This window comes from Marinomonas profundi, assembly GCF_020694005.1.
In the GTDB taxonomy this organism is placed as follows: Bacteria; Pseudomonadota; Gammaproteobacteria; order Pseudomonadales; family Marinomonadaceae; genus Marinomonas; species Marinomonas profundi.
In genome coordinates this window covers 2,378,123-2,396,940 of record NZ_CP073013.1, presented here as the reverse complement: position 1 = coordinate 2,396,940, position 18,818 = coordinate 2,378,123, and the positions used below count along the sequence as shown (strand labels likewise).

The window sequence follows — 18,818 nt, the reverse complement described above, 5'->3', positions numbered from 1 at the left end:
GAGCACACCTCTTAACGGTTATTTTTAATATCTCCGGTAATGATACCAGAACATATCCCCATTAACCCTTATATTGTCTTCCTAATAAATAAACCTCGCGACTTCTTGCCCGCGAAGCATCCGGTTTACGTGTTACGACGGAATCAAACTGAGACCGCATCGTTTTGAGGTACTCTTCAAACCCCTCTCCCTGAAACACCTTAACCAAAAAATTCCCACCTGGGCGCAGCACCTGGGCCACCATATCTAAGGCAAGCTCTACAAGATACATAGCTTGTGGCTGATCTGCAGAACTATTACCACTCATATTGGGGGCCATATCAGAAATTACAAGATCGGCTTTTTCATTGCCAATCTCCGCCAAAATCGCCTCGTACACTTCTTGTTCAGTAAAGTCCCCCTGAACAAAACGCACCCCAGCCAATGGCATCATTTCTAAAATATCTGAGGCAACAACAGTACCGTTATCGCCCACCAATTTCGCCGCCACTTGAGACCAACCTCCCGGAGCAGCACCTAAATCAACAATACGCATAGAGGGACGAAACAGTTTATCCTTGTCATTAATTTCTAACAATTTATAACTGGCTCTAGAGCGATAACCATCTTGTTGGGATCGTTTGACATACGGATCGTCAAAATGTTCCTTCATCCAATTATTACTACTTTTTGATCTTGCCACGTTTTCATCATACCTAAATCAGTCAATATTCCGCTATAATATCGCTTAACCTCTTCAGCCTCCAATAAAGAGGGTCAACTAATATGAGAAAATTTTACTATGAGTCTTACAAACGCCCAAAAAAAGCAATATCGCCTAATCGGCCACGCCCTTAATCCAGTGGTTATGATTGCGGGCAACGGCCTAACAGAAGCCGTCTTAACAGAAGTGGATCGCGCACTCGAAGATCACGAGCTAATTAAAATACGCATCAGCATCACTGATCGCGAGGTTCGCAACGCATTAATTGCAGAAATCAGCAAGATAATGAAATGTGAGACGGTCCAAACTATTGGCAAAGTGGCGCTTTTTTATCGTGCCGCACTAAAGCCCAACCCAAAGCTTTCGAACTTACTGCGTTAAACAGCACAAACACAGAGGGTGGTTTTTTTGCACAAAAAAGACCACCCTCTCTAAACTCTTGCCAAACACAGCCGATAACTTTGACAGCAAACAAAGGAGTCGACCATGCTATTTATAGAGGCATTGCACAGAACCAGCACGCAACCCAATGAGAAGAAACTAATCTCAAAGGCAAAGTATCGCCCTATTATTAGCAACAAAGACTCCGTAGACTTAAGCCCTGTCGCACACCAAGTAAAAGAAATCCATCTAGACAGCCAAGCAAAAACTGCGCTTACCGCCTCCACCAGCATTTTTGCCAACCTTATCGAACACGTATTGAGCCACGCCTTCAACACCAATCTGCACCTACACTCACCAGAAGAACTCAATCTGGACATAAAAGAATGGAAGCTGTTTTTACAAGTCCCACCCATAAACAGAGATAAAAACAAAAAAACAGACGACTACATCGCCATCGCGCCAGAAATCCATCAGCGCCCACCGGCAAAGCAACTTATCTTTCACATACCAGTCAAACCATCTTATGGCATCCCAGTGGAAATGACGCTATTAGTCTCACCACACAATGGGTCACCAGAAACGCCTAATTTATTTCACACCTTTGCAAAAGAAAGCTGGCTACCGATACTGCGCACGCCATATTCACCCGAGTTTTTAGAACAACAAGCAAGCTACTACCACATATTGCTTGATCAAGACGGTGAACTTGATCAGCTGTCGCCACTTTACTCTCACATCAATCAAAGCCGCATAGAAAACGAAGGCTCTCTCCCAGCTCACTTATTCGGCTTAAGAATTTGGCGCGCGAAAAACAACACACTGACCCCTGTTGTGCTTGGGGACAAACAAATAGGCCTACTCTTCATCGGCCATTACCAACCGCTGGAAGGCAACCCGATCAGCGCAGAAGAAAAAGCCCGCCAAGCCAGTAATCTTTATACAAAGGCATAGTGCATTTACAAAGGCATAATCCATTTACAAAGACACAGCACATTTGCAAAGACACAACACACTTACAAAAGTACAGCCCATAAAAAAACCCTTTACACAATCTTCTATGCAAAGGGCTTATCTTGATGCTTCCACGACTAAAGCACTTTAGACGCTAGAACACTTTAAACATTAACAGCTGGCTAAATACTAAAACTCGCGCCACACCCACAAGTCGACGTGGCGTTCGGGTTTTGTACCACAAAGCGCGAACCTTCTAGGTTTTCTTTGTAATCCACTTCCGACCCAACCAAATATTGAAAACTCAATGGATCGACAACCAAAGTCACTCCATTGCGCTTTACTTCGGTATCGTCTTCTTGATGCTCTTCATCAAAAGTAAAACCATACTGAAAACCAGAACAACCGCCTCCCGTCACATAAACACGTAACATGAGCCGATCATTCTCTTCTTCTTCGATCAAAGATTGCAGCTTTGCCGCCGCTGCGTCTGTAAACTCGATAGGATCAATCGATTCAACCATGCTCATTTTGACACCACTATAACTATTCTCGATGGACAGATTATCCGCTTAACCTAGTAATTTAGTCAAGTATTGATCAATGTTCTCGTGTTGAGCGGAAACGAACTTGGGGCCACTTTTCTTCCGCCATCATCAAATTTACGCGGGTTGGCGCCAAATAAGTGAGGTGGCCGCCGCCATCAATCGCTAGATTATCACGGCACTTGTTCTTAAATTCTTCAAATTTCTTGGCATCATCACAATCCACCCAACGCGCGGTATTGACGTTCACTGCCTCATAAATACATTCAACCTTGTATTCGTCTTTTAGGCGATACGCCACCACTTCATATTGCAACTGACCGACAGCACCCACAATCAGTTCGTTATTACGTTGCGGCATAAACAATTGGGTAGAGCCTTCTTCTGAAAGCTGCTGCAAGCCTTTCTGTAAGGCTTTCATTTTCATCGGATCTTTTAGGCGCACACGACGAAACAATTCTGGCGCAAAGTGCGGAATGCCAGTAAATTTTAAATCTTCACCTTCGGTAAAAGTATCCCCTATCTGAATCGTGCCATGGTTATGCAAACCAATAATATCGCCAGAAAAGGCCTCTTCAACTCCTTCGCGATCACCCGCCGTAAAAGACACCGCATCGGTGACTTTAATGTCTTTACCAAGACGACAATGGCGCATTTTCATACCACGGCTGTAAGTTCCTGAACACACTCGCATAAACGCAATACGGTCACGGTGTTTAGGGTCCATATTGGCTTGGATTTTAAAGATAAAACCAGAAAATTTTTCTTCCACCGCCGACACTTTGCGACCATTGGTTTCACGGTCTATCGGCGACGGCGCCCACTCGACAAAACCATCTAGCATTTCACGCACACCAAAGTTAGACAGTGCTGTACCGAAAAAAACCGGGGTCAATTCGCCCGCCAAGTAAGCCGCATGATCAAACTCATGGCTGGCGCCACGCACCAGTTCAATTTCATCCACATAGGCTTCCCAATCATCACCAAGCAATTCTTTTGCTTCATCAGACTGCAAGCCTTCAATGCGAATATCGTCCATCAAGGTATGACCACGACCACGCACAAAAACATGGATAGTGTCAGTATAAAGGTTATACACCCCTTTAAAGAAGGTGCTCATGCCTATCGGCCAAGTAATAGGCGCCGCAGCGATTTTTAGCACGTCTTCCACTTCATCTAACAAGTCAATCGGATCACGAATATCTCGGTCCATTTTGTTAATAAAAGTCAAAATCGGCGTATCACGTAAACGACAAACGTCCATCAATTTGATGGTACGGTCCTCAACCCCTTTCGCGCCATCAATAATCATCAAGACAGAGTCAACCGCAGTCAGTGTTCGGTAAGTATCTTCCGAGAAATCCTCGTGTCCGGGCGTATCCAATAAATTAACCGTACGGTCTCGATAAGGGAACTGCATGACCGAAGAGGTAATCGAGATACCCCGTTGCTTCTCCATCGCCATCCAGTCCGACGTGGCATGTTTGTCGCCTTTTCGACCTTTAACCGAACCCGCCGTTTGGATTAGCTGACCAAGCAACAACAGCTTTTCCGTGATGGTGGTTTTACCGGCATCCGGATGCGATATGATTGCGAAAGTTCTTCGCTCGTTTACTTCATTGAGAAAATGTTGATTTGTCATGAAAAATTCTTTTAGGTTATACGCGGGTGTTGTATTCATTAAAGACCAGTAAAGTAAAGCCTACTGCTGACAACCCCGTCATGTTAATCGTAATTAAGTTTGGCGCTATTTTCGCTGATCTTAGCGTTATACACAATCAATGCCACAGGAATAAATCACGATTCGACTTATCAACACTTTAATTTCTTTCTCTGCTTTTTCCACACGGTCAAAAGCCAATAGATGAAAATCATTTCATTTTGCAAACAGTTTGCATTAATACTATCAATCCTAATAAAATAACGTCCGCTTGAGTTGATACAAGTAGCTCAACAAACACTCCGAGCTTCTTGCACATAAAAGGCATCACCCTAGTCCATCAGTGATGCCATCTCGCAACAACCTCGCACTACTTCTCTTTATTGGGTTGACAGCATGATAGAGTCTAAAAAACTGCAGTTTAGTATTGGCAACAGCGCGCTATTAACAGACTTTTCAATGACCTTTGAACCAGGCAAAATTTACGCATTGGTCGGTCACAACGGTTCAGGTAAATCAACGCTGTTGAAATTACTTGCCCAGCAACAAAAGCCCACAGGCGGCAGCATACTACTGAAAAACAAACCGCTTACCCTATGGCCACACAAAAAATTTGCTCAGCAAATTGCCTATCTGCCCCAACAAACCCCAGCCACGGACAGCTTGTCGGGCAGAGATCTGGTCAGTTTTGGCCGTTACCCATGGCACGGATTATTAGGCCGCTTAAACAGTAACGATAGGCAGTATATTGACGAAGCAATGGCGCTAACCGACACCACGGATTACGCTGATCGCCTAGTGGACACTTTATCCGGTGGCGAGCGTCAACGCTTGTGGCTGGCTATGTTACTGGCCCAAAAGACTCAATACCTATTACTCGATGAACCCCTTTCTGCGCTGGACATCGCTCATCAAATTGACATGCTCACCCTGATTAAAAAACTCAGCAGAGAGTTAAATCTTGGCGTCATTATTGTTATTCATGACATCAATATGGCGGCGCGTTTTTGTGATCATATTGTGGCGCTTCACAGCGGAAAAATGATCGCCTCAAACTCGGTAGAAAATGTGTTTACCGCAGAGCAATTACAACAAATCTATGGCATTAACATGCACATTACCCGCCACCCCGCAGGCTATCCTGTTGCCATGCCTTACTAATGAGACAAAGGTTCATGACTTCTACCCACTTATATCGTGTAATTGGCTTTTTAATGCTCTGTATGGCGACGTTTTTTACGTCTCTACACACCCAATCGCTACCCACAGAAAAGCCATCGCCTAGAGTGATGTCGATTGACTGGACCCAAACAGAAACGCTGCTTGCACTTGGCATTCAGCCGATCGCCGTGGCGCAAAAGTCCGGCTACGACTCATGGGTGAAAGCCCCCGCCATTCCCGATACAACCGAAGACGTTGGCTTGCGCTCACAACCGAATTTAGAACGGTTAACAGAGCTACAACCCGAGCGGATTTTTATCTCGCCCATGTTTCGCCCCCTCACTCCCAAGCTCTCGAAAATCGCCCCCGTCACTGAAATCACGCTTTACAAACAGGGCAATATCACTTGGGACGGATTAAAAACCTTCACCCGCACCCTCGCCCAAGACGTCAATAAGCCACAAGCCGCTGAAGACCTTATCCACAAAAGTGAACAGCAGCTTAATAACTTAGCGAACAAAACACCCCAAAATACGCCACCGCTGTTAATGATTCAATTTATGGACAGCCGCCACGTCAGAGTCTTTGGCGCCAACAGTATCTACAAAATCGCCGCCAATAAACTGGGCTTACAAAGCGCTTGGCAAAATGAAACCAATGCATGGGGGTTTTCCCTTGTCGGAATCGACGAGTTGATTGGACTAGACAGCCAGATTGTCATTATTAAACCACTGCCCATTGGCGTGGCAGACAACTTACAACAAGATAGATACTGGCAGTATTTGGTCAACAAAACAGGACGACCCGCCTTAATGCTAGACCCTACTTGGAGCTTCGGCGCAATCCCTTCTACCGTACGTTTTGCGGAACAACTTAGCGCCGCCCTACTGACCCAACCCCATTCGCAGGAGAATCCATAATGCGCGTTTTTCCAGCCAGCTTTATTGTGATGTTAATCGCCTGCATTGCGCTACTAATGGGCTGGCAGCTGTCGCTCCATGGCACCATAGCAAACAATATTCACAGCTTATTACAACCTAATTGGCTATCCGACACCTCAGTAAAGTTACATCTAACCTGGTGGCCTCGTTTATTCACCACCTTACTCTGTGGCGCAGCGTTAGCCGTTGCTGGGGTATTAATGCAACAAGTATTAAGAAACCCCCTTGCCTCACCAACCACATTAGGGGTAGCCAGTGGTGCCAGCTTCAGCTTAATGATGGCAACGCTTTATGCGCCCTGGTTAATTGAACTCTCCTACAGTCTGGTCGCCATGGCAGGGGGATTAATCGCCATGGGGCTTGTTTTTGCGCTGTCTTGGCGACGAGCACTCTCTCCCACCATAGTGGTTATTTCGGGAATGGTACTCAACCTCTACTTTGGTGCATTCAGTAGCGTATTACTGATCATGAATCAGGAAAAACTCGAAGGGCTAATGATCTGGGGCGCTGGCTCTTTAGTGCAAACAGGCTGGGGCAATGTTATTTATCTCGCCCCAAGAGTGGCGGCCGTTGTCATTATCGCGTTTCTTTTCATCAAACCGTTAACCCTACTGCAATTGTCAGAATCGGGCGCCAAAAGTCTGGGGGTATCCCTCGCCAAGTTGCGTATTGTTTGCTTAGGGCTGGCCGTTCTATTAACGGCGTTAGTCGTTGCAACCGTGGGTATTATTGGCTTTGTTGGCTTGGCGGCTCCCGCTCTGACACGCTTGATAGGTATCAAGCGTTTACTGCCTAAGTTTCTTGTCTCCATGGTGATAGGCGGCGCACTCTTAACGCTCACGGATCTTATTATTCAGCAACTGCCGGGGTTGATGTCTGCGATGATCCCAACCGGCGCCGCCACGGCGGCATTGGGCGCGCCACTCATGTTATGGCTATTGCCCAAACTGGCCCTGCACAGTCAAACCCAAACTCAAACCACCTTAACGCGCCACAGTGAGCACAGCCGCCAACTAAGCAAGCACACTATTTGGATAACGTTAGTTGCTGTATTCCTAGGGCTATTGATTTTCTCTAGTGTGTCGATTGGCAATCAAGGTTGGAGCTGGATAGTTAGTGATGGCAACTGGTCCGTACTCGAATGGCGCTTGCCCCGCTTAATAGCAGCACTGTTAGCTGGCGCCATGTTAGCAACCGCTGGCACCATCATGCAGCGCTTAAGCGGCAATCCAATGGCCAGCCCAGAAGTGATCGGCATCAGTTCAGGCACGGCCCTTGGCCTCATTGTGACGCTCTTCTCTGGGCTAAGCTCTAGCCTAGTTGGCATGTACATCGGCGGTTTTGTCGGCGCGTTATCGACCGTTGGTATCATTTTCTTACTGAATCGAAAAACCGGCTTTCAACCAGAAAGAGTCTTACTAACAGGCATCGCGATCACCGCTCTCATGAGCGCCGTACAAAGTATTGTGCTGGCAGGGGGCGATCCTCGTAGCTACCAACTACTTGCTTGGCTAGCCGGAACCACTTATTACGTCACCAGCAGTGCGCTGATTCCTCTGGCAATAGCCACGCTAGTCTGGCTGTCAATCGCCTTTGTCTGCCATCGTTGGTTAGATATTTTGCCCTTAGGCGAAGCCAGCGCCCACGCCTTAGGCATGAACGTTTCTCGATCACGAATGTGGTTGCTTTTACTGGTTGCGGGGTTAACCGTCAGCGCCACCTTGGTCGTCGGCCCTCTCAGTTTTGTCGGACTGATGGCCCCCCATTTAGCGCGTTTATTAGGCTTTAGCCGAGCCAAAGAACACCTCATAGGCGCTATTTTAGTCGGCTGTAGTTTAATGTTGTTTGCCGATTGGCTGGGGCGTCAACTACTCTACCCGCAGGACATACCCACAGGAATGGTCGCTTCTATTATCGGTGGACTCTATCTGATGTGGGGGCTAAGAAGGCTCTAACAAAACATCTGTCACCGCCTCATTGCCGAGCAAAGTGAGGCGGTTCTCCCTTAGAAAGCATTTTTCACTCGCTACCAAAATCAAAAAAATCAAAACAATAGTATTTCCAAACGCCCCATCCCCAATCATAAGTATCATGATATATTTCGATGAGATTAATTCCTCAGCACTTTCGAATGGGACATTTATGTCCTCATTATAAGTCAAAAGCCCCATAACCAGCGGAATAAAAGTTGGCATTAATCTTTCATTAGGTTATTTGATAATAAAAACAATAGGACATATATAATGGGCATTCCCACATTTCACTGGCTTCGCCATATCGGTATTGGCGGCCGGCTTTTTCTCGCCTTTGTGCTAATTTCTTCTATCACGATTGTGGCAAGCGGCTTGGCAACCAATACGTATCTGCAATTGAGCGATCGTTTGTTATTGTTAAAGTACCAAGATATTCCCGGTTTAGATGCAGCAGCGAGGTTAAATGATAAAAGCCGACTGATTGTGGCCACAGCACCATTGCTGGTTACTAGCGATGCCGCCACGTCCAGAGAACAAACCATGGCCGAGCTCAGTTTGGCGATCAGTGAGATGGACGCCTTAATGCGCAATTTGCCAGATTACACTCGCTATTTTCTGGAACTCATTACTCAAATTCAAAACAGCTTAACCCTATTGAATCAAAGTGTTGAACGCCGAGAAGTCATCAAACGCGAGTTAGCACAAACCTCTCTACTCATCTTCCCTCTGTTTGAAACACTTATTCAGCAGTTAGAGCAATTAGAACGAAACGCGGGACGAGAACACGTCATCAATCGGCTGTATTATTTTTCAGCTTTAATGGAAAAAATCAGCAATGACGCCTCGTTTAACGAGTTAGATTACACCTTTTTACGCTTGGAAAAATTGGGGAGAGAAATCGCTCAATACCCAACCTCACTAGCGCAAATTCCGCCGATATTGCAACAAAACCTACTGAATTTGCTGAGTATGAGCTCTCGACAAGGCGAGCTTTTCCAACTCAAAAACGAAGAATTGGATTTGCTTTATCAACAAAGCTTTCTGCTCGAAAACAGCCAACAGCATATTCAACAGTTGGCGGCACAAATCAATCAATATACCAACGACACCAACACCAGTATTCGCGGTTCGTTAGAAGGCGCCATTAAGTCCATCAACAGCAGCATTCGTAATATTTTGCTGCTGTCTCTCATTAGCCTAAGCATCGCCTGCGCCATTTCTTGGTTTTATGTCCGTCGCAATGTGCTACAACGCATTATCGAGTTACAGCAAAACATGCGCGCCATTGCCAGCTCTCAGTTAGACACGCCAATTCGCATCGTCGGTAATGACGAAGTTTCCAGCATGGCAAGAGACCTGTGCTATTTTCAAAAAACCGCCATTGAAGTAGAGCGCACCAACCAAAAACTTGCCGCCGAAATAGACGAACGAGTCGCGGCAGAAGCACAACTCAAAGCCACACAGAATGAACTAGTTCAAGCCGGTAAACTCGCCGCCTTAGGGCAACTTGGCGTCGGCATCACCCACGAAATAAACCAGCCTTTAACCGCCATTGCCAGTCACCTACATACCGCTGGACGTCATATGGAACAAGGCCAACTAAACAAAGCGCACAACAGTCTAGATAAAATCAGCCAACTGCTTAAAAAAATCACTCGCATTACCAAACACCTTAAAGCCTTCGCTCGTGTGGCAGGGACTGAGCTCACACCAGTTTGCTTAGCAAGCGTCATAGAAGAGGCGATCGAATTGATGTCTAGCCAAATCCATGAGCAGCATTGCACGCTCAACTACCAAGCAAGTGACGCCTTACTTTATGTTCTTGCCGAACCTATTCGCCTAGAACAAGTCATGGTCAACCTCATTAGCAACGCGGTTGACGCCCTATCCAGCTCTCCAGTCAAGCAGCTCGGTATTGCGGTATACCAACACGGCGATAAAGTCATGATCGAAGTAAGTGACACAGGGACAGGCATAGAATCCGACCAAATAGAGCAGATATTCGACCCCTTTTTCACTCAAAAAGAAGTAGGACAAGGTCTTGGGCTGGGCTTATCCATTAGCTACAACATAGTCCAAGATTTTGGCGGTCACATTAAAGTCACATCGATACCCGAAAAAGGCAGCCGTTTTACCTTAGCATTAAATAAGGCAGAAAAATAAATGGGAAATATCATAAAAGTGGTCATTATTGACGACGATCAAACCATTATCGAAGCATTAACCGAGATGCTAGAGCTTGAAGGTTTTCAAATAACCAGCTACTTCAGCGCCGAAAAAGCCATTTTGGCATTAGATCATCACAGCACCGCCGTGATTTTAAGCGACGTCAGAATGCCCAAAATGGATGGATTAAGCCTGTTAGCACGCCTTCGTGCGCTAGATAACGAACTACCGGTTATCCTTATGAGTGGCCATGGTGATATTCCTATGGCAATCGAAGCCATGAAAGAAGGCGCTTATGATTTCCTTGAAAAACCATTGCAGCCCGCGCAACTGATTAACCAACTGCAACGCGCGGCAGAAAAAAGACAATTAGTATTAGAAAACCGCAAACTAAAGCAAAACATTGCCCAACAAACAGGCTTAGAAGCCCTTATTATTGGCGAATCAGCCGCCATAAAAAGCATTCGTCAGCATATTTCTTCCTTAGCGCAGGCCAATATCGACACCATTATTTATGGCGAAACCGGCTGTGGAAAAGACGTTGTTGCTCGAGCCTTACATCAGTTTAGCCTTAGAAATAAAGGTCGATTCATCGCCATTAATTGCGGCGGCATTAGCGAAAGTCTGATTGAAAGCGAGCTGTTTGGTCACGAAGCAGGGTCTTTTACTGGCGCCAATAAACGTCATATAGGCAAAATAGAAGCCGCCAATGGCGGCACCTTATTTCTCGATGAAATCGAAACCATGCCACTGCCAGTGCAAATTAAATTACTGCGAGTATTACAAGAGCGCACCATTGAGCGTGTCGGTAGCACTCAGCCTATTCCCGTTGAATTGACTGTTATTGCCGCCAGCAAGGACAATCTTGCCCAATTAGGCGAAGAAGGAAAGTTCCGCAAAGATCTATTTTATCGGCTCAACGTGGCAAGTTTAACCATTCCACCTCTCAGGGATCGTCCAGAAGACATTCTTCCCCTATTCCATCACTATGCTCGCAAAGCCGCAGCCCATTTCTCCAAACCCTTGCCGTTAATCACCCCAAGGTATTTAGAATACTTGATACAACACCCATGGCCGGGCAATGTGCGCGAACTCAAAAACGCCGCCGACCGTTTTGTGCTGGGCATCAGTGAAACCAGCCTAGCCTCTATTAAACGCGAAGACGATATCAACGGCAGTTACGAAGAACGCATGGAGCAGTTCGAGCGCCACATCATAGAAGAAGGACTCAGGGTAACAAATGGGCAATTAAATGAAGCGGCCGAGCTACTGGATATGTCGCGTAAGACACTGTATCGAAAAATGAAAAAACACCAGCTAGACAAGCAGCAATTTAAAGCATTCGATGATGGACAAGAATGACCCATTTTGCTGTTTTCATAAGACCTAAAAGTCCCAAAGACAAGGGGAAAAATAAAGAACAAACTAAAAAATACGCTAAGCACATGTTTTGTATAAACTTTTAATTCTTGGCATTTGCTTTGCTTTATCTAAGTCAATCCTACTAACTGGCAGGATGACTCATCTCCGACAACGGAACCTCCCGACCGGTGATAACAATAAAAAATACATCTCGAGGAAAACAATAATGTCTATTAAATTACTGACTGGTTTAGTGCTCTCTGGTTCATTACTGATAGGTAGCAATGCTGCTTTAGCGGATGATTGTCGCTACCGTGGCGTATTGGACGATAAGTTCTGTGACGAAAACTACGACCTAGTCGCCGATCTGCCAAAAGATTCAAGTCAATGGAGTGATCCCAGCACACTGGTCTTTACTTATACACCAGTAGAAGACCCAGCCGTGTATAAAGATGCCTTCAGTGATTTTCAGAAATACCTGAGTGACGTCACCGGTAAAAAAGTCGTCTATTACACAGTTCACTCCAATGCGGCTGAAGTCGAAGCGCTGCGTTCAGGTCGATTGCACATTGCTGGTTTCTCCACAGGTCCAACAGGCTACGCCGTTAATCTAGGTGGCTTGGTTCCTATTGCCGTAAAAGGCACAGAAGAAGCGTTTCAAGGCTACAACTTAGTCACCATCGTCCGAAAAGACAGCAACATCATGAAAATGACGGACCTAAAAGGTAAAGTCGTGGCCCACACATCGGCGTCGTCAAACTCAGGAAACCTAGCGCCACGGGCTATTTTCCCCGCATTAGGACTCACGCCGGACAAAGACTATGAAGTGAAATACTCAGGCAAGCACGATCAGTCAGTGATGGGCGTTCTATCAGGAGATTACGATGCCGCTCCGGTTGCTTCAGACGTTCTAAAACGTATGGTTGATGCTAAACGCGTCGATAAAGAGGATTTCCGTATTATCTACACTAGCCCTCGCTTCCCAACATCGTCATTTGGCTATGCTTATGATCTAAACCCAGAGTTGGTGGAGAAAATTAAACACGCCTTTTTCACCTTCCGCTTCCCAGCCGACATGCAAAAAACCTTTGGTGGCGCTGATCGTTTCTTCCCCATTACCTACAAAGAAGATTGGCAAGTTATCCGCGATATCGCCCATGCTTCTGGCACCGCTTACACAAAAACAGGCCTTAAACAGCTCGCCGAAGCCGATGCTGCAAAAGCCGCCGCAGATAAACGCAAAAAAGAAGCCGCCAGTAAAGCTCAATAAGCGGCACATTTTAATCGTTTAGTTCATCTTAAAAGACTCATTTAAAAAAACACTAACAGCCAGAATAATCTGGCTGTTAGACCTATTCGCCTGTAGGAAAACATCATGTCTGTCACTCAAACCACAGCGCAACCGTCAAATTTTCTCGAAATTCGCAACTTAAAAAAGGAATACACCGCAGGAAACCCTATTCTAAAAGGCATAGACATTCACATCACAGAACCTGGCATTGTGGCCATCATCGGCCCTTCTGGCACAGGGAAAAGCACCCTATTACGCTGTATCAACCGTTTAATTGACCCAACAGAAGGGCAAATTTTATTTGATAATGCAGACCTGTGTTTAGCCAAAGGCGCGCAACTGCGTAAACTGCGCCGCCAAGTCGGCATGGTGTTCCAAGAGTATAATCTTGTCGAACGCCTCACTGTGATTGAAAACGTACTCACTGGACGCCTTGGCTATATGTCAGCCTGGCAAGCATGGCGACGAAAATTCAGTCAACAAGACATTAACACCGCTTTTGAATTACTCGATGCCGTTGGCTTGACGGAACATGCTAGCAAGCGTGCTGACAGTTTGTCTGGCGGTCAACGGCAACGCGTTGGTATTGCCAGAGCAGTGATGCAAAACCCTAAAATCCTGTTGGCTGATGAACCGACCTCCTCTCTTGACCCAAAAACCGCGGTCGAAATCATGGAGCTTTTAGAGCGTTTTTCACAAGAAAAAAACATCCCTGCGCTGGTTAATATTCACGACGTAAAACTCGCCAGTCGTTTTGCGAAACGTATGATCGGCATGAGTGACGGCGTTGTCGTCTACGACGGCCCACCAGAAGGCATCACTGACGAACATCTCAAACAAATATACGGAGGTGAATCATGGCTGGCTTAAATTCTACTCGCTTACATTCCACTAAAGACAGAGAAAACCCATTCAAACATAACTGGTTTGTCAGCGCACTTTGGCTGCTTGTCGTCTGTTATGTGGTGTATTCCTTTGATGCCATGGATCTGAGCTGGGGGCGCATTCACAGCGGTTTAGGACACGCCAGTGATCTATTAGCTCGAATGGTGCCACCCAACTTTAGCCGCTGGTCTTTGTTGTTAAGCGGCCTCATAGAAAGCCTAGAGATTGCCGTGATTTCCAGCATTTGCGGGATTTTCATTTCTCTATTTTTAGGTTTATTTGCCGCCCGTAATTTGATGCCGGGCTGGGTTAGTACACCAGTACGTACGTTGATCGCCTTGTGTCGTACTTTTCATCCCGTCATCATTGCTATTTTGTTCGTCAAAAGCGTCGGTTTTGGCGCGTTGGCGGGCATTCTCACCCTCATCGTAGCGTCAATAGGCTTTATCGCTAAGCTCTTTGCCGAAGCGATTGAAGAGATTTCTCTCAAACAAGTGGAAGCCATTCGAGCAACGGGCGCAGGCTTTACCAGCATCATTCTGTTTTCCGTCATGCCACAAGTCTTTGCCCGTTTTATCGGCTTTTCAACCTATCAACTCGACTCGAATTTACGCAATTCAACCATGGTCGGCATAGTCGGTGCGGGGGGTTTGGGCGGCACGCTATTTTCTGCTTTCCAACGTTTTGATTATGACTTTGTTGCGGCTATTTTAATCGTCATTATCGCACTGATCATGTTTGGCGAGTTTCTGTCCAACATTGTCCGCCGTATTTTTCGCTAGTTTGGAGCCTACTTTATGAACACAATAGATCACCACTGGCAACGCTTTACCTTAAAACAGAAGCTATCTCGTTATGCCGTTTATCTGGTTATTGTTATGGCCTTTGTTCAGTCGATTCAATCGGTTGAGGTCATTCCCGAATTCCTACTGGATGCGCCAGAACAAATGGCCGATATGTTTTCTCGCATGTGGCCAATGGATTTTGCCTACTACCCAACCGCTGTCCATGACGCCATGGTTGAAACGCTCAACATCGCCACATTGGGAACATTAATCACCTTGATTTTTGCTATTCCTTTGGCGCTGATGAATGCCAGTAATATTGTCAGCTCAGTGTGGTGTCATTGGATTTCACGGTTTTTCCTAGTGTCTTCTCGTTCAGTCAACTCTTTGGTTTGGGCGCTGCTTTTTGTCTCCATTTTTGGTCCGGGTGTTATCGCTGGCGTGCTGGCAATCGCCTTTCGTTCGATTGGCTTTGTTGGCAAGCTTTTGGGAGAAGCACTAGAAGAAGTGAATATGGGATCAATTGAAGCCCTAAAAGCCACGGGAGCGTCTTGGCTATCGATTTTATTAAAAGGTTACTGGCCACAAGTATTACCGGCCTTTTTTAGCATTGTACTTTTTCGCTGGGACATTAATGTCCGAGAATCCGCCGTGCTTGGTTTAGTCGGTGCTGGCGGCATTGGTGTAGTGTTGGATGACTCGATGAACTTATTTCAATGGGATCGAGTGGCCGTGTCCCTTTTGGCTATTTTCGTTATTGTGATTCTCGCCGAAATTCTAGTGGTGAATGTCCGTAAACGACTTATTTAAATCATTGTAATTTAGACAATAAAAAAGGAGCCCGCTTTGGGCTCCTTTTTTTGTCTGCGTTTTTTAGAACATCAATCGATATTGTGGGGCTCAACTAACCCATCAGGGCGTTTAGGGAAAATGCGGCGCACAATCACAAAGAACAATGGCACGAAGAAAATTGCCAGTACCGTTGCGGTCAATGTGCCCCCTACAATCCCGGAACCAATCGAGATTCGGCTGTTGGCGCCCGCACCAGAAGACAATGCCAACGGCAGTGTACCCACCATGAACGCCATAGAGGTCATGATAATCGGACGTAAACGTAAGCGTGCTGCTTGGGCGGCGGCATCCCACACGTTAAGCCCTCGACGGTAAGCCGCTTCCGCAAACTCGATAATCAAAATGGCGTTTTTCGACGACAAACCAATCGTGGTTAACAAAGCGACTTGGAAGTAGACATCGTTTTCTAAACCACGTAGATGCGCTGCAGCAGCGGAACCAATGACCCCAAGCGGTATCACCAAAATCACCGAAAATGGCACCGTCCAGCTTTCATACAAGGCCGCAAGACACAAAAACACCACAAGAATGGAAATAGCGTATAACAATTGAGTTTGCCCACTGGACAAGCGTTCCTGATAAGACAAGCCGCTCCATGCCCCTGTTACGCCACTGGGTAGCTCATTGGAAATACCTTGTAGCTCATCCATTGCCTCACCAGAACTCACGCCATCCGCACCCGCGCCTTGAATTTCGTAAGACGCCAAGCCATTAAATCGTGACAAACTCTTTGGCCCATACGTCCATTCACTCTCAGCAAAAGCCGAAAAAGGTGTCATGGTATTATCGTTACCACGCACATACCAATGCTGTAAGTCTTGCGGAGAAGAGCGATATTGCGCCTCACCTTGCATGTATACCGTTTTCACTCGACCACGATCGACAAAATCGTTGACGTAAGAACCCGCCCAAGCACTGCTTAAAGTGGCACCAATGTCCGCCTGAGACAAACCGAGCGCCGACGCTTTTTCTTGGTCAATATCAATATGCAACTGCGGCGCTTCAGAATCAGAACCAAGACGCACCCCGGTCAACAATGGGCTAGCGTTGGCATTGGCCAATAAGGCATCACGCATTTCCAATAACGTCGCTCGGTCGGTGTTACCCGTTGCCTGTAACTGGAAAGTAAAGCCGCTGCTTTGTCCCAAACCTTGAATAGACGGCGGAATCAATGAAAAGATCTGAGCATCACGCAATCCAGCAAAAGCCCCATATGAACGGCCGACAATGGCACTGGCGCTGTTCGCAGGCCCTTCACGTTGATCCCACTCTTTTAGCGCAACAAACGCCATACCGGCATTTTGTCCGCTGCCCATAAAGTTAAAGCCAGAAATAGTAAAAATAGCATCAACATTGCTTTTTTCTTGTTCGAGGAAATAACGCTCGACTTCTCGCATGACTTTATCGGTACGAGACATCGAAGCCCCTTCCGGCAAAGACACCATCACCATCACTCGCCCTTGATCCTCTGTGGGCAAGAAGCCTGACGGTAAGTTCATCATCAAACCGCCCAAACCTGCCACAATCGCACCGTAAACAAGCATCCAACGCACTGGCTTTTTAATCAGTCGACTGATACCGCCAAAGTATTTGTTCGTTGCGCGATCAAAATTGCGGTTAAACCAGCCTCCCAAACCTTTTTGGCTGGTTTCATGGTTTGCCTTCAAGAAAGTGGCACACAAAGCAGGGGTTAACGTTAATGCGACCAACACAGACAAACTCATTGCCGCCACGATAGTAATAGAAAACTGACGGTAAATAACCCCGGTAGAACCACTGAAGAAGGCCATGGGCAAAAACACCGCCGACAAAACGACCGCAATACCAATCAAGGCACTGGTAATTTCTTTCATCGATTTGATCGTCGCTTCCTTCGGCGACAATTTTTCTTCCGCCATGACGCGCTCTACGTTTTCGACCACCACAATCGCATCGTCTACCAGCAAACCAATCGACAGCACAACCCCAAACATAGTCAGCGTATTGATCGAATAACCAAACAACTCCAAAATACCAAATGTACCCAATAACACCACAGGTACGGCAATGGCAGGAATTAACGTCGCACGCCAGTTCTGTAAGAAGATAAACATCACGATAATAACTAAGGCGATGGCTTCAAACAGCGTTTTCACCACTTCTTCGATTGAGATCCGAATAAAGCTGGTGTTATCAACAGGAAACGAAAGTTTATAACCATCTGGTAAGCTACCAGACAAACCATTTAATACGCCTTTAACCGCCTCAGAGGTCGACAATGCATTCGCACCAGGCGCCAGCATTATTGCCATCCCAGAAGCAGGGTGACCATTTAAACGTGGAATATAGCCATAAGATTCACTGCCTAGCTCCACTTTGGCTACATCACTTAGCCGAACCGTCGCACCGCTATCATCGTAAGCCAGAATAATATTGCGAAACTCTTCCGCTGTTTGCAGTTTAGATTGCGCTGTCACCGTGACATTAAGCTCTTGTCCTGGCACAACCGGATAAGCGCCTAAACTGCCCGCAGCGACCTGAGTATTCTGCGCCTTGATGGCACTGGAAATATCCGAAGGCATCAATTTATAAGAGGCTAATTTCAGCGGATCCAACCAGATTCGCATCGCATACTCAGCACCAAATACCTGAATACTACCGACACCCTCGACACGAGAAACAGGGTCTTGAATACTCGACACTAAAAAGTCAGAAATATCATTCGCAGTATCTTTATCTGTTTCGTCATAAACCGCCGCGACCATTAAGAAATCAGAGTTTGATTTCCTAACCATCACACCATTTTGCTGTACTGAGGTCGGTAAATTAGAGGTTATTTGCTGAATCTTGTTCTGCACTTGAACCTGAGCAATGTCCGCATCCGTGCCTTGCTCAAAGGTCACATTAATACTGGTACGACCGGTCGAACTACTCGAAGACGAGAAATACAACAAACCATCAAGCCCTGTCAGCTGCTGTTCCAATATTTGCGTCACACTGTTTTCAACCGTTTCTGCAGACGCCCCTGAATAGGTGGCCGAAATACTAATGGTCGGTGGTGCTACGTTTGGATACTGAGAGATTGGCAAAGCCATGATAGAAGCAAGACCTGCCAGCATAATGGCAATGGAAATAACCCATGCAAAGACCGGTCGATTAATAAAAAATTGCGCAAACATA

The 18,818-nt window shown here is 46.3% G+C and carries 16 protein-coding genes; 11 read left to right on the top strand and 5 right to left on the bottom strand.

What is annotated here, in order from left to right; translation table 11 throughout:
* Positions 1–61: 61 nt before the first annotated feature.
* Positions 62–682, bottom strand: coding sequence for a 23S rRNA (uridine(2552)-2'-O)-methyltransferase RlmE (gene rlmE, locus J8N69_RS11175; protein WP_168824648.1), 621 nt, complete (start codon positions 680–682; stop codon positions 62–64).
* A gap of 99 nt (positions 683–781) precedes the next feature.
* On the opposite strand from rlmE, the gene J8N69_RS11170 reads away from it, so the two are divergent.
* Together J8N69_RS11170 and J8N69_RS11165 are read left to right on the top strand one after the other, a co-directional pair.
* Positions 782–1,084 (top strand): YhbY family RNA-binding protein, encoded by a 303-nt coding sequence (locus tag J8N69_RS11170; protein WP_168824650.1) that lies wholly within the window; start codon positions 782–784, stop codon positions 1,082–1,084.
* A gap of 105 nt (positions 1,085–1,189) precedes the next feature.
* Positions 1,190–2,038, top strand: a complete 849-nt coding sequence (locus J8N69_RS11165; protein WP_168824651.1) for a hypothetical protein — start codon at positions 1,190–1,192, stop codon at positions 2,036–2,038.
* Between the two features lie 182 nt (positions 2,039–2,220).
* On the opposite strand, the gene erpA is transcribed toward J8N69_RS11165, so the two are convergent.
* Together erpA and J8N69_RS11155 are read right to left on the bottom strand one after the other, a co-directional pair.
* A complete protein-coding gene (gene erpA / locus J8N69_RS11160; protein WP_110575191.1) occupies positions 2,221–2,568 on the bottom strand; it encodes an iron-sulfur cluster insertion protein ErpA in 348 nt (115 codons plus the stop codon).
* 70 nt (positions 2,569–2,638) lie between these two features.
* Entirely contained in the window at positions 2,639–4,225 is a 1,587-nt protein-coding gene (locus J8N69_RS11155) for a peptide chain release factor 3 (protein WP_168824653.1), read from the bottom strand.
* Between the two features lie 414 nt (positions 4,226–4,639).
* Between J8N69_RS11155 and J8N69_RS11150 the strand changes: the two genes are divergently transcribed.
* The 3 genes from J8N69_RS11150 to fhuB are packed head-to-tail and all read left to right on the top strand — an operon-like array spanning position 4,640 to position 8,300.
* Positions 4,640–5,404 carry an ABC transporter ATP-binding protein gene (locus J8N69_RS11150; RefSeq protein ID WP_168824655.1) on the top strand — a complete coding sequence of 255 codons (765 nt, stop codon included), beginning with the start codon at positions 4,640–4,642 and terminating at the stop codon, positions 5,402–5,404.
* A gap of 14 nt (positions 5,405–5,418) precedes the next feature.
* On the top strand, positions 5,419–6,324 hold the full coding sequence (locus J8N69_RS11145) for an iron-siderophore ABC transporter substrate-binding protein (protein WP_227803876.1): 906 nt from the start codon (positions 5,419–5,421) through the stop codon (positions 6,322–6,324).
* Positions 6,324–8,300, top strand: coding sequence for a Fe(3+)-hydroxamate ABC transporter permease FhuB (fhuB, locus tag J8N69_RS11140; protein ID WP_168824657.1), 1,977 nt, complete (start codon positions 6,324–6,326; stop codon positions 8,298–8,300). The genes J8N69_RS11145 and fhuB overlap by 1 nt, the downstream gene beginning before the upstream one ends.
* On the opposite strand, the gene J8N69_RS11135 is transcribed toward fhuB, so the two are convergent.
* Positions 8,286–8,540 carry a hypothetical protein gene (locus tag J8N69_RS11135; RefSeq protein ID WP_168824659.1) on the bottom strand — a complete coding sequence of 85 codons (255 nt, stop codon included), beginning with the start codon at positions 8,538–8,540 and terminating at the stop codon, positions 8,286–8,288. The genes fhuB and J8N69_RS11135 overlap by 15 nt on opposite strands.
* A 48-nt stretch (positions 8,541–8,588) precedes the next feature.
* On the opposite strand from J8N69_RS11135, the gene J8N69_RS11130 reads away from it, so the two are divergent.
* From J8N69_RS11130 to phnE (J8N69_RS11105), 6 genes are all read left to right on the top strand, one after another.
* Positions 8,589–10,481, top strand: a complete 1,893-nt coding sequence (locus J8N69_RS11130; RefSeq protein WP_168824661.1) for an ATP-binding protein — start codon at positions 8,589–8,591, stop codon at positions 10,479–10,481.
* Entirely contained in the window at positions 10,482–11,846 is a 1,365-nt protein-coding gene (locus J8N69_RS11125) for a sigma-54-dependent transcriptional regulator (RefSeq protein WP_168824663.1), read from the top strand.
* A gap of 226 nt (positions 11,847–12,072) precedes the next feature.
* Positions 12,073–13,116: a phosphate/phosphite/phosphonate ABC transporter substrate-binding protein gene (gene phnD / locus J8N69_RS11120; protein WP_168824665.1), complete on the top strand. Its 1,044-nt coding sequence runs from the start codon at positions 12,073–12,075 to the stop codon at positions 13,114–13,116.
* 105 nt (positions 13,117–13,221) lie between these two features.
* Positions 13,222–14,007, top strand: a complete 786-nt coding sequence (phnC, locus tag J8N69_RS11115) for a phosphonate ABC transporter ATP-binding protein (RefSeq protein WP_168824667.1) — start codon at positions 13,222–13,224, stop codon at positions 14,005–14,007.
* Complete coding sequence (gene phnE / locus J8N69_RS11110) at positions 13,995–14,804, top strand: phosphonate ABC transporter, permease protein PhnE (RefSeq protein WP_168824669.1); 810 nt, start codon at positions 13,995–13,997, stop codon at positions 14,802–14,804. Before phnC ends, phnE (J8N69_RS11110) begins: the two co-directional genes overlap by 13 nt.
* 15 nt (positions 14,805–14,819) lie before the next feature.
* Positions 14,820–15,617, top strand: coding sequence for a phosphonate ABC transporter, permease protein PhnE (gene phnE / locus J8N69_RS11105; RefSeq protein WP_168824671.1), 798 nt, complete (start codon positions 14,820–14,822; stop codon positions 15,615–15,617).
* Positions 15,618–15,688: 71 nt separating this feature from the next.
* Here phnE (J8N69_RS11105) and J8N69_RS11100 read toward each other — a convergent pair whose 3' ends face one another.
* Complete coding sequence (locus J8N69_RS11100) at positions 15,689–18,817, bottom strand: efflux RND transporter permease subunit (protein ID WP_168824673.1); 3,129 nt, start codon at positions 18,815–18,817, stop codon at positions 15,689–15,691.
* Position 18,818 lies beyond the last annotated feature (1 nt).

Coding starts and splice junctions, on each gene's coding strand:
- J8N69_RS11100 (WP_168824673.1), bottom strand. CDS start 18,817: ATGTTTGCGCAATTTTTTATTAATCGACCGGTCTTTGCATGGGTTATT.
- J8N69_RS11125 (WP_168824663.1), top strand. CDS start 10,482: ATGGGAAATATCATAAAAGTGGTCATTATTGACGACGATCAAACCATT.
- J8N69_RS11170 (WP_168824650.1), top strand. CDS start 782: ATGAGTCTTACAAACGCCCAAAAAAAGCAATATCGCCTAATCGGCCAC.
- J8N69_RS11165 (WP_168824651.1), top strand. CDS start 1,190: ATGCTATTTATAGAGGCATTGCACAGAACCAGCACGCAACCCAATGAG.
- phnC (WP_168824667.1), top strand. CDS start 13,222: ATGTCTGTCACTCAAACCACAGCGCAACCGTCAAATTTTCTCGAAATT.
- phnE (WP_168824669.1), top strand. CDS start 13,995: ATGGCTGGCTTAAATTCTACTCGCTTACATTCCACTAAAGACAGAGAA.
- J8N69_RS11150 (WP_168824655.1), top strand. CDS start 4,640: ATGATAGAGTCTAAAAAACTGCAGTTTAGTATTGGCAACAGCGCGCTA.
- J8N69_RS11135 (WP_168824659.1), bottom strand. CDS start 8,540: ATGCCAACTTTTATTCCGCTGGTTATGGGGCTTTTGACTTATAATGAG.
- fhuB (WP_168824657.1), top strand. CDS start 6,324: ATGCGCGTTTTTCCAGCCAGCTTTATTGTGATGTTAATCGCCTGCATT.
- erpA (WP_110575191.1), bottom strand. CDS start 2,568: ATGAGCATGGTTGAATCGATTGATCCTATCGAGTTTACAGACGCAGCG.
- J8N69_RS11130 (WP_168824661.1), top strand. CDS start 8,589: ATGGGCATTCCCACATTTCACTGGCTTCGCCATATCGGTATTGGCGGC.
- J8N69_RS11155 (WP_168824653.1), bottom strand. CDS start 4,225: ATGACAAATCAACATTTTCTCAATGAAGTAAACGAGCGAAGAACTTTC.
- phnD (WP_168824665.1), top strand. CDS start 12,073: ATGTCTATTAAATTACTGACTGGTTTAGTGCTCTCTGGTTCATTACTG.
- phnE (WP_168824671.1), top strand. CDS start 14,820: ATGAACACAATAGATCACCACTGGCAACGCTTTACCTTAAAACAGAAG.
- J8N69_RS11145 (WP_227803876.1), top strand. CDS start 5,419: ATGACTTCTACCCACTTATATCGTGTAATTGGCTTTTTAATGCTCTGT.